Source organism: uncultured Sphingopyxis sp. (genome assembly GCF_900078365.1).
Taxonomy (GTDB): Bacteria; Pseudomonadota; Alphaproteobacteria; order Sphingomonadales; family Sphingomonadaceae; genus Sphingopyxis.
The window spans coordinates 532350-545535 of sequence record NZ_LT598653.1 but is presented as its reverse complement, the minus strand read 5'-3'; the positions used below and the strand labels follow the sequence as shown (position 1 = coordinate 545535).

Here is a 13186-nt window from a genome sequence, read left to right as displayed (position 1 = left end):
TTCAGCCGGGCCGCCCCGGCCCGGACGCCGCATCAGCGCCAGGCCGTGATCGTCCCATCGTCCGCGAGGACGTACAAGATATTGTTCGCGACGACCGGCGGCTGCGACAGCGACGATTTGAACTCGGTCGAGCCGAGCAGCGACCCGTCGGCGGGCGAATATTCGGCCAGCGTCCCTTCACTGTTGACCGCGATCAGCCGGCCACCCGCGAGAATCGGCCCGGTCCAGCGGATCGGGTCCTTCTTCTTCTTTTCGGTCTCGACGCGGAAGCGCGCGAGCTGCTGGATCCAGCGCACCTTGCCGCTGCCACGCGCGACGCACAGCAGCTTGCCGTCGTCGGTCATCGCATAGACCCACTCGCCCACGACATAGGGGGTCGAGATGCCGGCAATCGAGATTTCCCAGCTGCGCTGGCCGGTGACGAGTTCATAGCTCGCCATGCGGCCGCCCTGGCCGAGCGCGAAGACATGGCCGCGGTCGATGACCGGATCGGCATCGACGTCGGTGAGCGTCGACACCGACAGCGCCATCGACGTGCGCGCGAGCGCGTCTTCCCACAGGTCGCGGCCATTCTCGTAACGATAGGCCTGCACCTCGCCCGACGAGAAGCCGGCGACGATCGTCCCCTGCCCCGCCGCGGGCGACGCCGCGCCGAACACGCTGCCGGCCTCAGTCGACGCCGTCGCCTGCCACTGCACCGCGCCGTTGGCGGCGTTGAGCGCGTAAATCTGGTTGTCCTGGCTGATCACATAGACGCCGCCGAAGGCGATCGTCGGTGCGCCGCGCAGCGGTCCGGTCGGCTTCACCTTCCAGATCACCGAGCCGTCGGCAGCGTTGAGCGCCGCGACGTCGCCGACGCCGCTCGTCGCATAGACGACATTGCCATCGACCGCCGCACCGCCGCCGAACAGAGAGTCCTTGAAATCCTTGCCCGTGCTGCCGATCGCCACGCTCCACAGCTTCGCGCCGGTATCGGCGGCGAAGGCCGACACGACGGCATCGGTATCGACGACGAACAGCCGGTTGTCGGCGATCACCGGCGAAGAGGCGAGGCGCTGCTTGTTGGTGCTGCCCGCGACGCTCGCTTCCCACAGCTTCGCGCGCGTCGCGCCCAGCGCCGGATGCCCCATCGATTTCGATGCGTTGCCGCCCGACTGCGCCCAGGCCGCATTCACCGCCGGCTCGGGCAGCACGACCGCGATCGCGGCGGTGGCCGGGTCGACCTTGATGCTGTTGTCGTTCGACAGGATCGACACGCGCTCGCCGATCGTCGGGGTCTTTGGCGGACCGTCGCCCTTGAACACGCCGCATCCCGCAAGCGGCAGCGCCAGCAGCGCCGCATAGAGTCCGTACCGCGCGCTGCGCATAATATCTCGCCGCATATTAATTGGCTTCCTCAGTCTTGGCGGCTGCCGCCGCCTTGGGCGCGGCATTGCCTTTCTTTTCGGCGGCGGCGCTTTCCGCCGCCCGGTCGGTGACCGCATCGACGCCGAGCATGCCGGCCATCTGCACCGAACGCGATTGCAGCGACCGCGTCACGCCGGGCAATTTGGCGATGCGGCCATAGAGCGCGCCGGCCTGATCGAACTGGCCGAGCTGATAATGCGCCGTCGCCGACAGCTCGGCGGCGCTCGCGAACCAGCTCGACGCCGGGTCCTTCGCATCGACCATCGGCTTCATTCGCGCGATCACCGTCTCGGGCTTCAGCGTGTCATATTCAAAGGCGGTCTGGCGGATCAGCGCGAGGTCGCGCAGCGCCTGATCGAGCTTCGTGTCCGCGGCGACCTTCGCCATCAGCGCGGCGGCCGCCTTGAGGTCGCCGGCCTGCGCCTTGATGTTCGCTTCCTGCATCTGCGCCACCGCGCGATAGGCGGGCTCGCCCTCCGCCGCGATCTTCTGCAATTCGGTGGTCGCGGCGCGCGGCTGATTGGTGCCGAGCTTTTCGAACGCCGCGATCAGTTCCTCGGCCTGCTCGCCGCGCGCGACATCCTGCCGGTGATCCCAGAAGAGATAGCCGCCGAACGCCAGCAGCGCGGCGAGGACGCCGCCGATGATCCACCGGCCGTAACGCTGCATGATCGTGTCGAGCCGGTCCTTGCGGACGGCTTCGTCGACTTCCTGCAACAGCGCGGCGTCATTCGTCGGGCTCAGGGCCAATCAATCCTCCATAAACTCGATAGCGGCGCGGGGCCGGCCCGCTTCCTTAGCGACGGCACGGGGAAAGGCCAAGCGTTTCACTTTGGGTCATCGCCCGCGCGCAGCCAGCGCCATCAGCCGGCGTAGGTCTGATCCTCGGTGGGGAATGAACGGGACCTGACTTCGTCGGCATAATGTTTCACCGCGTCGCTGACGACGCCCGCCATGTCCTGATAGCGTTTCACGAATTTCGGGACACGTTCGAACATGCCGAGCATGTCGTCGGTGACGAGCACCTGGCCGTCGCACTGTGCCGAAGCGCCGATGCCGATCGTCGGGCACGCGACCTTGTTCGTGATCTCGATCGCGATCGATTCGAGCACGCCCTCGATGACGATCGAAAAGGCGCCGGCCTGCGCGACGGCGACGGCGTCCTCGACGATCGAACGCGCCTCTTCCTCGCTCTTGCCGCGCACGCCATAGCCCCCGAGGATGTTCACGGCCTGCGGCGTCAGCCCGACATGGCCCATCACCGGAATGCCGCGCTGGGTCAGGAATTCGATCGTTGGGGCGAGCACCTTGCCGCCCTCGACCTTCACCGCCGCGGCGCCCGTTTCCTTCAGCAGCCGTGCGGCATTGTCGAACGCCTGCTGCGGGCTCCCTTCATAGCTGCCGAAGGGCATGTCGACGATCACCGCGGCATGATAGCTGCCGCGCACCACGGCCGCGCCGTGCAGCGCCATCATGTCCATCGTCACGCCGACCGTGTGCGGCAGGCCATAGATCACCTGCGCGAGCGAATCGCCGACGAGCAGCATGTCGCAATGCGGGTCGAGCAGCTGCGCCATCCGCACCGTATAGGCGGTCAGCATCACGAGCGGCTCGCCGCCCTTGCGCTGGCGGATGCGCGGCACCGTCAGGCGCTTCATCGGCTGCGGCGTCGGGTTGGCGCGGCTCGTCGAGGTGTCGAGGGTGAGCGTTTTTGGGAGCGTGGACATGGCGCGGGGACTTAGCGGCTAAAGCGGGAACGCGAAAGCGGCAAAGACCCGCCATGTTATCTCTCATTGACTCGGTGTTAAAAATATTAGACATAAAGTTCGAATCATATGACATGGAGCCCGGACATGACCTTCCGCGAAAAAACAGCCTGGCTGACCCTCGTCAGCATGATCGTCGCCTATAGCCTCTATTTCGGTTTCATCCTCGCCGGGCATCCCGCCGGGCGCGAACTGTTCCCGATGCTGTGGCTGTTCGGGTCGATCGCCGCGACGCAGGCGATCGTCGTGATTGCCGGCACGGTCATTCTCGCGCTGCGGTCGCCGAAATCGGAACGCGCGCGTGCCGACGAACGCGATCGCGCGATCCGCCGCCGCGGCGCCGCTGCGGCCTATTACCTGCTGCTCGCGGGTATGATCCTCGTCGGGGTGGTGATGCCCTTCACCAGCGGCGGGGTCGAACTGGCGAACACCGGATTGTTCGCAATCGTGGTCGCCGAGCTCGTGAACAGCGCCGTCGTCCTTTCGAGCTACCGGAGAGGCTGGCATGGCTAGGCCGCCCTTCACCAACGACATCCGCACGCTGCGCTTTCTCGCCGGCGAAATGACGCAGGGCGAGCTCGGCGACCGCGTCGGCGTGACGCGGCAGACGATCGCCGCGATCGAGCAGGGCAAATATTCGCCGTCGCTCGAAGTCGCCTTCCGCATCGCGCACGTCTTCGGCAAGCCGCTCGAAGCCGTGTTCCAGTGGAATGACGAGGGCAATTGAGACAGCGCGGCCGCGCGGGCCCGGGCCGGCGTCCCTCCCCGGTGACGCCGGCCCGGTCTTAGGCCGCGCCGAGGGCCGCGAGTTGCTCGTCGCTGAGCCGGAGATCAAGGCTACCGAGCAGTTCATCGAGCTGCGCCACCGTCGTCGCGCTCGCGATCGGCGCCGTCACGCCCGGCTGTGCCGCGACCCAGGCGAGCGCGATCTGCGACAAGGTCGCGCCCGTTTCCGCGGCGATCGCGTCCATGACGGCCAGCACCGCCGGTCCCCGGCCTTCGAGATAGGGTTTGACCCGCGCCCCGCGCGGGCTCTTCCCGAGATCGCCGCCCTCCCGATATTTGCCCGAGAGATAGCCCGAGGCGAGGCTGAAATAGGTGACGACGCCCAGCCCTTCGGCGATGCACAGCTCCTGCAGCGCGCCTTCATACTGGTCGCGGTCGAGCAGGTTGAGTTCGGGCTGCATCGCGGTGAAACGCGGCAGGCCCTTTTCGTCCGCCACCCGCAGCGACTCCGCCAACCGCTCCGCCGAATAGTTGGACGCGCCGATCGCGCGCACGATTCCCGCATCGACCAGCTCGGCAAAGGCGCCGAGCACCTCGTCCAGCGGCACGTCGGGATCGTCCTTGTGCGCAAAATAAAGGTCGATGACATCGGTGCCGAGCCGGTCGAGCGAGCCCTGCACGGCCTCGCGGATGCGATCGGGCTTCAGGCCACCGGGCATCATGCCGACCTTGGTCGCGATCAGGATCTTGTCGCGCGCGCCGCTTTGCTTCAGCCACGCGCCCATCATGCTTTCGGACTCGCCGCCCTTGTGCCCCGGAACCCACGCCGAATAGACGTCGGCGGTGTCGATCATCCCGCCGCCGCGTTCCACGAAGCGGTCGAGAACGGCGAAGCTCGCGGCCTTGTCGGCCGTCATGCCAAAGACGTTGCCGCCAAGCACGAAAGGACGAACCGACAGGCCGCTCTGGCCCAGCGCGCGTTCGGTCATCGCGAAACTCCTTTTTTAACCGTGGGCACCGCCTCGCGCGGGTTGTCGCTGAACAAGCCGTCGATGCCGGCGGCGAGATAGGCGTCGATCTCGCCCGCCAGATCGCCATGCCCCGCGGGATTGATACTAGCCTTGTCGCCGAGCGGCAGAAAGTAATTCTCGCGGCGGAACGTCCAGACATGCACTTTGAGCCCCGCGGCGTGGGCGTCGCGCACCAGTGCGGTCGGCTTGCCGAGCCGGCCGAGCGTGGCACGCGGGATCACCATCGCCTTGTTCGGCCCGATGCCGTCGGCATAGCCGGCGATCATCTTGAGCCCCGACGGCGACGCCATGGCGGCATAGCTGGTGCCCGGCCGGTCGGCGGGCCCGCCGCCCGCGTCCATCAGCTGGATCAGCGGCAGGTCGCTCTTAGCACGCAGATCAATCAGATTGCCGACCTCGAAGCTCTGGATGAACACCGGCGCGGTGCGGCCGCGATAGCCGAAGCGGTCCAGCATCGCGAGCAAAGGCGCTTCGTGCGGCAGGCCGATCGAGGCGAAATAACTCGGATGCTTGGTTTCCGGGTAAACCCCGATCGGCTTTCCCGGCCCCCGGTTCACCTCGGCGAGCAGCGTCAAAATCTCCTCGAAGGTCGGGATTTCGAACCGGCCGTCATAATCGGTGCCGCGCAGCCTCGGCAGCCGTTCGCGCGCGCGCAGCGTCTTCAATTCGGCGAGCGTGAAATCCTCGGTGAACCAGCCCGCGACCGTCTGCCCGTCGATCCGCTTTTCCGTCTTGCGATCCGCGAACTCGGGATGGTCGGCGACGTCGGTGGTCTCCGAAATCTCATTCTCGTGCCGCGCGACGAGGATGCCGTCCTTGGTCAGCACGAGGTCGGGCTCGATGAAATCGGCGCCCTGTTCGATCGCGAGCCGGTAGCTCGCCAGCGTATGTTCGGGCCGCTCGCCCGACGCGCCGCGATGCGCGATCACGATCGGCGGCTGGCCGTCGAGGGTGGACTGCGCGGTCACCGCGTCAGCCGTGCAGCCCGCGAACAGCATCAGCACCGCCGCGGCCACGACCGATCGGATCATGCCGCAAACCGCGCCTGCCAATCCGCGGCCGAAAAGCCGACGCTGATCTCGCCGCCGGCTTCGACAACCGGGCGCCGGATCATCGCCGGTTGCTCGAGCATCAACGCCTTCGCCGCGGCGGCATCCAGCCCCTCCTTCTGCGCCTCGGGCAGCTTGCGAAAGGTCGTCCCCGCCTTGTTGAGCAGCTTTTCCCAGCCCACCGCGTCGATCCAGCCCTGCAGCCGCGCCGCGTCGAGCCCGTCCTTGCGAACATCGTGAAAGCGATAGGCGACACCCCGCTCATCGAGCCAGCGCCGCGCCTTCTTCACCGTGTCGCAGTTAGGGATGCCAAATACAGTTAACAACATTCACCGCTCCAACTCAAAAACACATTGCGCCGGTCAAATCGTACAAGACGTTGCGCTCCGGCGTTCGACCTTCACCGAATTTTGTAAGAGGAAATGATGCCGAATGGCTGCGACGGCATTGTGGCGTCAATCCTCACACGCACCTTTCCGTCTTCGCGGGATAGAGCGGTCAGCTTTGCACCGAGAAGTTCGATCGATGCGGGAAAGACTGACGCAGAAGTATAATCCCAATCCGTCAAACAGTCCGTCGCGCTTTCGCTTCCGTAGCAAATCTGGAAGTTTTGCCGGTCATAAAGGGCTGCCTTTCCTGCGTTGCGGATTCCCACAAAATAGTGGGTAGCAAGTTCAGCCGGATCCAGTCGAGAATAGGCCACCGGAACGATTGCCTTCGCTTTTTTGGGATACTGCCCCTGGATGGTTGGCATGCCACCGCCCTTTGAAATATTTGCCACGGCAAACATCCCATCGAATTTTCCGTCCCGATCATAATCCACGAGACAGTATTGGCTCGCTCCGATCAACTTTTGGCGTCGGGCAATTGCATCACAAGCTACAATCGCGCCTTCGGTCCTCACCTCAATTAGCTGAGTGCCCACGGTAAATTTCGAAGCGCCTCCCGCCGGACCAGCATCACCGTCCAAGCGGAACAAACCTTCGGGCAGGAGGGTTTGCTTGAGTACCCATTCAGCATACCCGACGGAGCGTTCCCCAGGCGTCTCTGTAGCAGGCTGAATCAACCAAACGGTATTCAAAGCACGCGATTGCGCCTGCGCTGCGCTAGAAAGCACGGCCAGCACGGAAGCGCCAACTACTGCCAAGATACTGACTTTATACACGGACCCCCTCACTACTTCGGCGATACGATTGATCGTTTAAGCACCATGTAGGGATGACGCAACGCACCTCAACAAGATTCGAGCGCCGCGCTCAAGAAATCGGCGACGGGTCCGCGATGCGCGTGTTCGCGCTGGCGAGCTTGCCGCGGAGCGCACGGGCGAAACCCTCGTGGAGCGCGCCCGCGATCGCCGGATTGGCGGCGAGATAGGCGCGCAGCGCCGCCGCGGGCACGAACCATAGCCGGGCGTTGCTGCCGAGCACTACCGTTCCCGTCGCATGGGCGCCGTCGAGCGCGGTCGCTTCGCCGATCAGCGCGCCGCCCGACAATTTCCCGACCTCGGCCCCGTCGCGCAGCACCGACGCCTGCCCCTCGGCCAGATAGAATAGGCTCGGCGCCGCCTGATTCTCGCGGATCAGCACTTCGCCGCGCTTCGCCGAAATCCAGTGCCCCTGGTCGATCAGATCGCGCGCCGCCACCGCCCCCAGTCCGGTGAAATGCTCACGGCGCAGCGCCTCTTCCTCGGCCGAAAAGCGCACCTTCGTTCCGCGCAGCCACAGGCGCGCCAATATGCCGATATTGACCGCGAGGATCGCGAGCACGAGCAGGCTGTATCCAAGGTCCGACCCGCGAAACAGCGTCAGCGGCAGCGCGACGAGCGCCGCGGCGGCAAGGCCGATCCGCGCATAGTCGATGCGCACGACGAAGCTCGTCGCGAGAAGGAGCAACAAGGCCCCGTAAAGAAACCACGCGGAATCGAAATTCGCCACAGCCGATCGCTCGCATCCCGACCCGCCCCGCTCATTGGGGTCTCGGTCACTGGGTGGTTGACGTTACCGATAGCCAAAAACCTTGGATACGCGCGCCCATCGCCCGCTCCAGGGTCCGTAATAAACTATCAGTTCCTGGCCCTGAAGAAAAGCATAGGTGCGCAAATGTCACGATAATGCTAATTTTCAGGATCGCTCATGCCGGAAACATTGCTTCGGGCGGGCATCCGCGCCATGGGGCGCGGGATTGGAACCGAAAAGACAGGCAGATGACGAAAAACTGGCAACCGCATAGCTGGCGCTCGCACGAGGCCCGGCAGCTTCCCACTTATCGCGACGCCGACGCGCTCGCGGCGGCCGAGCGCGAGCTCGCGAACTACCCGCCGCTGGTTTTCGCGGGCGAAGCGCGCGACCTGACCGCCGAGCTCGGCAAGGTTGCCGAGGGCAAGGCGTTCCTGCTCCAGGGCGGCGACTGCGCCGAAAGCTTCGCCGAATTCCATCCGAACAATATCCGCGACACCTTCCGCGTGCTGCTCCAGATGGCGGTCGTCCTGACCTTTGCCTCGAAAATGCCCGTGGTGAAGCTCGGCCGGATGGCGGGGCAGTTCGCCAAGCCGCGCTCGGCCGACATGGAAGATGTCGATGGCGTGTCGCTGCCGAGCTATCGCGGCGACATCATCAACGACATCGCGTTCGAGGAAGCGGGCCGCGAGCCCGACCCCGCGCGAATGATCAAGGCGTACAACCAGTCGGCGGCGACGCTCAACCTGCTGCGCGCCTTCGCGAACGGCGGCTATGCCAATCTGCACCAGGTCAACGCCTGGACGCACGATTTCATGGACCGCAGCCCGTGGGCGAAGAAATATCAGGAAACCGCCGCGCGCATTTCCGAGGCGCTCGCCTTCATGGAAGCGTGCGGGGTGACGCCCGAAACGGTGCCGCAGATCAAGGGCACGAGCTTCTACACCAGCCACGAGGCGCTGCTGCTTCCCTATGAGCAGGCGCTGACCCGGCAGGACAGCCTGACCGGCGGCTGGTACGACACCTCGGGCCATTTCCTGTGGGTCGGCGACCGCACCCGCTTCGAGGGGTCGGCGCATATCGAATATCTGCGCGGCATCGGCAATCCGGTCGGTATGAAATGCGGGCCGAGCCTCGAGCCCGACGTGCTGCTGCGCCTGCTCGACACGCTGAACCCGAACCATGTGCCGGGGCGGATGACGCTGATCACCCGCTACGGCCACGACAAAATCGAGGCGCATCTGCCCAGGCTGGTGCGCGCGGTGAAGGAGTCGGGCCACCCCGTCGTCTGGTCGTGCGACCCGATGCACGGCAATGTCATCAAGACCTCGACCGGCTACAAGACGCGGCCTTTCGAACGCATCCTCGCGGAGGTGCGCGGCTTCTTCGCCGTCCACCGCGCCGAGGGCACGCACGGCGGCGGCATCCATATCGAGATGACCGGCCAGAACGTCACCGAATGCACCGGCGGCGCGATGGACGTGACCCAGATGGACCTCGCCGACCGCTATCATACGCATTGCGACCCGCGGTTGAATGCTGGGCAAAGCCTCGAGCTTGCCTTCCTGCTGGCCGAGATGCTCAATCAGGAAATGGCGGATCGCGCGAAACAGGCGGCGTAAGGCCAACCATTATTGAGTGTGCCCCCGCGGAGGCGGGGGCCCATCTCCCGCCGTTCAATTCCGAGAGGGCCGGTGATGGGTCCCCGCCTTCGCAGGGACACACTTCGTTTTTACTCCGCCGTCCCCGGCCACCGCTTCGTATCGGCAAACGCCCGCCCCAGCGCGACATGCAAATCGGCATCTTCGGCCGCGCCGCCGAGCGGGATCTTGTCGGAAAACGCGTCCGCCGGACGGTGATAATCGCTGCCCAAAAAGGCTTCGAGCAGCTTCATGTCCGAAAAGCTGCCGCCGACCATCAGCGACGTCACGCCCTTCGCGCCGAGCGCCCAGCCGTCCTGCCGCTGGATGAAGGCGTCGGCCTCGCCATCCTCGTCGAGCGTGCGGCCGAGCCTCGTCGCCTCCTCGCGCACCATCGCGTCATAGGCGGGCTTGCCGCGCCCGATCGTCGCCACCGGCGTGCCGCGCGGCGAGATCGCGATCGTATCGACGTTGAGCGCGACGGTAATGTCGGACAGCGGCACCACCGGATGATCGGCGAACCAGTGCGCGCCGAGCAGGCCCTTTTCCTCCGCCGTTGTCGCCATGAAATAAATGTCGCGGTCGGGCCGCACGCCCTGGCCCAGCCGCTTCGCGATCTCGATCAGCACCGCGATGCCGCTCGCATTGTCGACCGCGCCGTTGCAGATTCGGTCGGCCTCGCCCTCGGGCGCGCAGATGCCGAGATGGTCCCAATGGCCGAGAAACAGCACCGCCTTGCCGTCGGGTTTCGCGCCGGGCAGCTTGGCGATGATATTGTGGCTGGCAAAGGGGCGGACCGCCGACTCTGCGGTGAAGTCCGCGGTCACCGGCAGCGCGGCGCCCTTGTAATCGGGCGACTTGGCGGCCTCGCGCAGCGCGGCGCCATCCTGTCCCGCCGCCTTGAGCAGCGCGTCGGCGCCTTCGGGCGAGAAGAAGCCGCTCACCGGCGCGCCCGGCTTCGCGCTCGCCAGGCGCACATATTTGCCGCCGACGCTTTCGCGCAGCGCCGGCCACGGCACCGCGCCGTTGGAAACCACCAGCACCGCCGACGCGCCCGCATCGGCGAGCATCTGCCGCCGCTCGCGATAGCGGGGCAGCTTGTCGCCGAAAGGCGCATTGTCGAACAGCATGATCGCGAGCTTGCCCTTGACGTCGGCATTGACCTGCCCCGCGCCGTCGACGCCATAGCCGACGAAAAGCGCGGGCACGTCCGCCAGCGCGACCGACGCGTCGCGGCCGGTCAGGATAATGCCGTCATCGCCCGGCACGATCTCGCGGCCGTTCACCTTGAACTTCGCGGTGCCGCCGAGCGCCTGCGTCTCGACGAAAGGCACCGGCTGGACCCACGGCGTCGCGCTGCCCGGCACGGGTTCGAGCCCGGCCTTCGCCCATTCGCCGACGACATAGGCGATCGTGCGGTCCTCGCCCTCGGTCCCCGGCGCGCGTCCCTCGAACGCATCGTCCGCCAATATCTTGATATGAGCGGCCAGCTCGGCCTCGGTGACCGGAGCATCGCCCTTGGCGGGCGCGGCCGAAACGGCGGGGGTGAAGGACAGCAGGGCGACCGCCGCGATCGCGGCGCGGAAAGAGCTATTTTTCATGGACGCGCCGCATCGCATTTCCGCCGCGCCCCGGCAAGGCAGTTCGTCGAACGACGAACGACGGATCCCCTCCCGCAGGCGGGAGGGGCAGCGAGGCTTGCGAGCTTGCTCGCTAGCCGCAGCGGGGTGGGCAACTGCACCGCCGCTGGCCCACCCCCGCCCCCTCCCGCAAGCGGGAGGGGAGATTCAAGCCCGCCCCGCCCGCTCGAGCAGCGCCCTTGCCGCGGCGACGTGCATATCCTCGACCATCCGCCCTTCGTGCCGCTGCGCCCCGCCGGTCGCCGCCGCGACCAGGGCCTCAGCGGCGACGATCTCGCGCTCCGACGGCGCGAAGGCAGCGTTGCACGGCTCGACCTGCGAGGGATGGATCAGCGTCTTGCCGTCGAAGCCGAGCCGCCGCCCTTCCGCCGCCTCTCCCGCAAAACCCCCAGCATCGTCGATCGCATTATAGACCCCGTCGAAGCACCACACGCCGCCCGCGCGCGCCGCAAGCACGATCGCCTGGATCGCATGGCTCATCGCGCCGCGGTCCATGCCATCGGGCAGTTTCAGCTCGTGCGCCAGATCGTTGAGCCCCGCGATCAGCCCCGCCACCGCCGGATCGGCGGCAATGTCGCGCGCCGCATAAATCGCCGCCGGCGTCTCGATCATCGCGAGGATCGGCAGGGCGAGGCCGCGTAAGGGGTCGAGATCGGACGGCGCATCGACCTTCGGCAGCACCACGGCACCGAGATCGAGCCCGGCGAGCGCGGCGATGTCGTCCGCCTGCTCGGCGCTGCCCGTCGCATTGACCCGCACGGCGACGCGCTTGCCCGGAAAGCCCGCGGTCACCGCCGCCCGCATCGCCCCGCGCGCCTCGGGCTTGCGGTCCCCGGGCACCGCATCCTCGAGGTCGATGATCAGCATGTCGGCGGCGAGCCCGCCCGCCTTTTCGAGCGCGCGCGCGTTCGATCCGGGAACATAGAGCAGGGAGCGCGGCGGATAGCCGGCCGAATAGTCGCTTGGGGTCATGCGCTTTTCTGTGGCGCAACCCCGCCATTGCCGCAATAAGGAAGCGGGTTTGCAAAGGCGCAATTTGCAATGAGGGGATGATCGATGGAATTCGCACTCGCACTGGTGGTTCTGGCTCTGGTGTTCCTGATCTGGGCGCTGACGCCGGTGCGGCAGGGCTTCGCCTATACGATCGAACGCTTCGGCCGCTACACGCACACCGCGCAGCCCGGCCTCAACTTCATCATGCCGATCTTCGACCGTGTGGGCCGAAAAGTGAACATGATGGAGCAGGTGCTCGACATTCCGGGGCAGGAGATCATCACCAAGGACAATGCGATGGTCGCGGTCGACGGCGTCGTCTTTTTCCAGGTGCTCGACGCCGCGAAGGCGGCCTATGAGGTCAGCGACCTTTACCTGTCGATCATGAACCTGACGACGACCAACCTTCGCACCGTGATGGGCTCGATGGACCTCGACGAAACTTTGTCGAAGCGCGACGAGATCAACACGCGACTGCTCCACGTCGTCGACGACGCGACCACCCCGTGGGGGGTCAAGATCACCCGCGTCGAGATCAAGGACATCCGTCCGCCCGCCGACATTTCGAACGCGATGGCGCGCCAGATGAAGGCCGAGCGCGAAAAGCGCGCGAACATCCTCGAAGCCGAAGGCAGCCGCGCGTCCGAAATCCTGCGCGCCGAGGGCCAGAAGCAGAGCCAGATCCTCGAGGCCGAGGGCCGCCGCGAAGCCGCCTTCCGCGACGCCGAGGCGCGCGAACGCGAGGCCGAGGCCGAAGCCAAGGCGACGCGGATGGTGTCGGACGCGATCGCGGGCGGCAACGCGCAGGCGATCAACTATTTCATCGCGCAGAAATATGTCGAGGCGGTGAGCCAGTTCGCGACGAGCCCGAACAGCAAGACCATACTCTTCCCGGTCGAGGCGACGCAGCTGATCGGGACGCTAGGCGGCATCGGCGAACTCGCCAAGGATGCACTCGACCGCAAGACGGGAGCCTGAC

14 protein-coding genes are annotated in these 13186 nt (G+C 66.1%); 4 read left to right on the top strand and 10 right to left on the bottom strand.

Going from position 1 to position 13186, the window contains the following annotated elements; genetic code table 11:
- Positions 1-32: 32 nt before the first annotated feature.
- From QZL87_RS02445 to panB, 3 genes are all read right to left on the bottom strand, one after another.
- Positions 33-1367: a PQQ-binding-like beta-propeller repeat protein gene (locus QZL87_RS02445; RefSeq protein WP_295327131.1), complete on the bottom strand. Its 1335-nt coding sequence runs from the start codon at positions 1365-1367 to the stop codon at positions 33-35.
- 16 nt (positions 1368-1383) lie between these two features.
- On the bottom strand, positions 1384-2157 hold the full coding sequence (locus tag QZL87_RS02440; protein WP_295323324.1) for a tetratricopeptide repeat protein: 774 nt from the start codon (positions 2155-2157) through the stop codon (positions 1384-1386).
- Positions 2158-2270: 113 nt separating this feature from the next.
- Entirely contained in the window at positions 2271-3134 is an 864-nt protein-coding gene (panB, locus tag QZL87_RS02435; RefSeq protein ID WP_295323322.1) for a 3-methyl-2-oxobutanoate hydroxymethyltransferase, read from the bottom strand.
- 126 nt (positions 3135-3260) lie between these two features.
- Here panB and QZL87_RS02430 point away from each other — a divergent pair, with 126 nt between their 5' ends.
- The gene (locus QZL87_RS02430; protein WP_295323320.1) at positions 3261-3686 is read left to right on the top strand and encodes a hypothetical protein; all 426 of its coding nucleotides are present in this window, start codon (positions 3261-3263) and stop codon (positions 3684-3686) included.
- A complete protein-coding gene (locus tag QZL87_RS02425) occupies positions 3679-3900 on the top strand; it encodes a helix-turn-helix transcriptional regulator (protein WP_295323318.1) in 222 nt (73 codons plus the stop codon). The genes QZL87_RS02430 and QZL87_RS02425 overlap by 8 nt, the downstream gene beginning before the upstream one ends.
- A gap of 58 nt (positions 3901-3958) precedes the next feature.
- Here the strand turns inward: QZL87_RS02425 and QZL87_RS02420 are convergent, their stop codons facing one another.
- The 5 genes from QZL87_RS02420 to QZL87_RS02400 form a co-directional block, all read right to left on the bottom strand.
- Positions 3959-4888 carry an aldo/keto reductase gene (locus QZL87_RS02420; RefSeq protein ID WP_295323316.1) on the bottom strand — a complete coding sequence of 310 codons (930 nt, stop codon included), beginning with the start codon at positions 4886-4888 and terminating at the stop codon, positions 3959-3961.
- Positions 4885-5961, bottom strand: a complete 1077-nt coding sequence (locus tag QZL87_RS02415; RefSeq protein WP_295323314.1) for a glycerophosphodiester phosphodiesterase — start codon at positions 5959-5961, stop codon at positions 4885-4887. The genes QZL87_RS02420 and QZL87_RS02415 overlap by 4 nt, the downstream gene beginning before the upstream one ends.
- Positions 5958-6308 (bottom strand): ArsC family reductase, encoded by a 351-nt coding sequence (locus QZL87_RS02410; protein WP_295323312.1) that lies wholly within the window; start codon positions 6306-6308, stop codon positions 5958-5960. The genes QZL87_RS02415 and QZL87_RS02410 overlap by 4 nt, the downstream gene beginning before the upstream one ends.
- 71 nt (positions 6309-6379) lie before the next feature.
- Entirely contained in the window at positions 6380-7105 is a 726-nt protein-coding gene (locus QZL87_RS02405; protein WP_295323311.1) for a hypothetical protein, read from the bottom strand.
- Between the two features lie 130 nt (positions 7106-7235).
- Positions 7236-7874 (bottom strand): cyclic nucleotide-binding domain-containing protein, encoded by a 639-nt coding sequence (locus QZL87_RS02400; RefSeq protein ID WP_295323310.1) that lies wholly within the window; start codon positions 7872-7874, stop codon positions 7236-7238.
- A gap of 308 nt (positions 7875-8182) precedes the next feature.
- Between QZL87_RS02400 and QZL87_RS02395 the strand changes: the two genes are divergently transcribed.
- Entirely contained in the window at positions 8183-9556 is a 1374-nt protein-coding gene (locus QZL87_RS02395) for a class II 3-deoxy-7-phosphoheptulonate synthase (RefSeq protein ID WP_295323308.1), read from the top strand.
- Between the two features lie 110 nt (positions 9557-9666).
- On the opposite strand, the gene QZL87_RS02390 is transcribed toward QZL87_RS02395, so the two are convergent.
- Together QZL87_RS02390 and QZL87_RS02385 are read right to left on the bottom strand one after the other, a co-directional pair.
- Positions 9667-11175 carry a M28 family peptidase gene (locus tag QZL87_RS02390; protein WP_295323306.1) on the bottom strand — a complete coding sequence of 503 codons (1509 nt, stop codon included), beginning with the start codon at positions 11173-11175 and terminating at the stop codon, positions 9667-9669.
- Between the two features lie 186 nt (positions 11176-11361).
- Complete coding sequence (locus QZL87_RS02385; protein WP_295323304.1) at positions 11362-12186, bottom strand: CoA ester lyase; 825 nt, start codon at positions 12184-12186, stop codon at positions 11362-11364.
- Between the two features lie 84 nt (positions 12187-12270).
- Between QZL87_RS02385 and QZL87_RS02380 the strand changes: the two genes are divergently transcribed.
- Complete coding sequence (locus tag QZL87_RS02380) at positions 12271-13185, top strand: SPFH domain-containing protein (protein WP_295323301.1); 915 nt, start codon at positions 12271-12273, stop codon at positions 13183-13185.
- Position 13186: the final 1 nt, after the last annotated feature.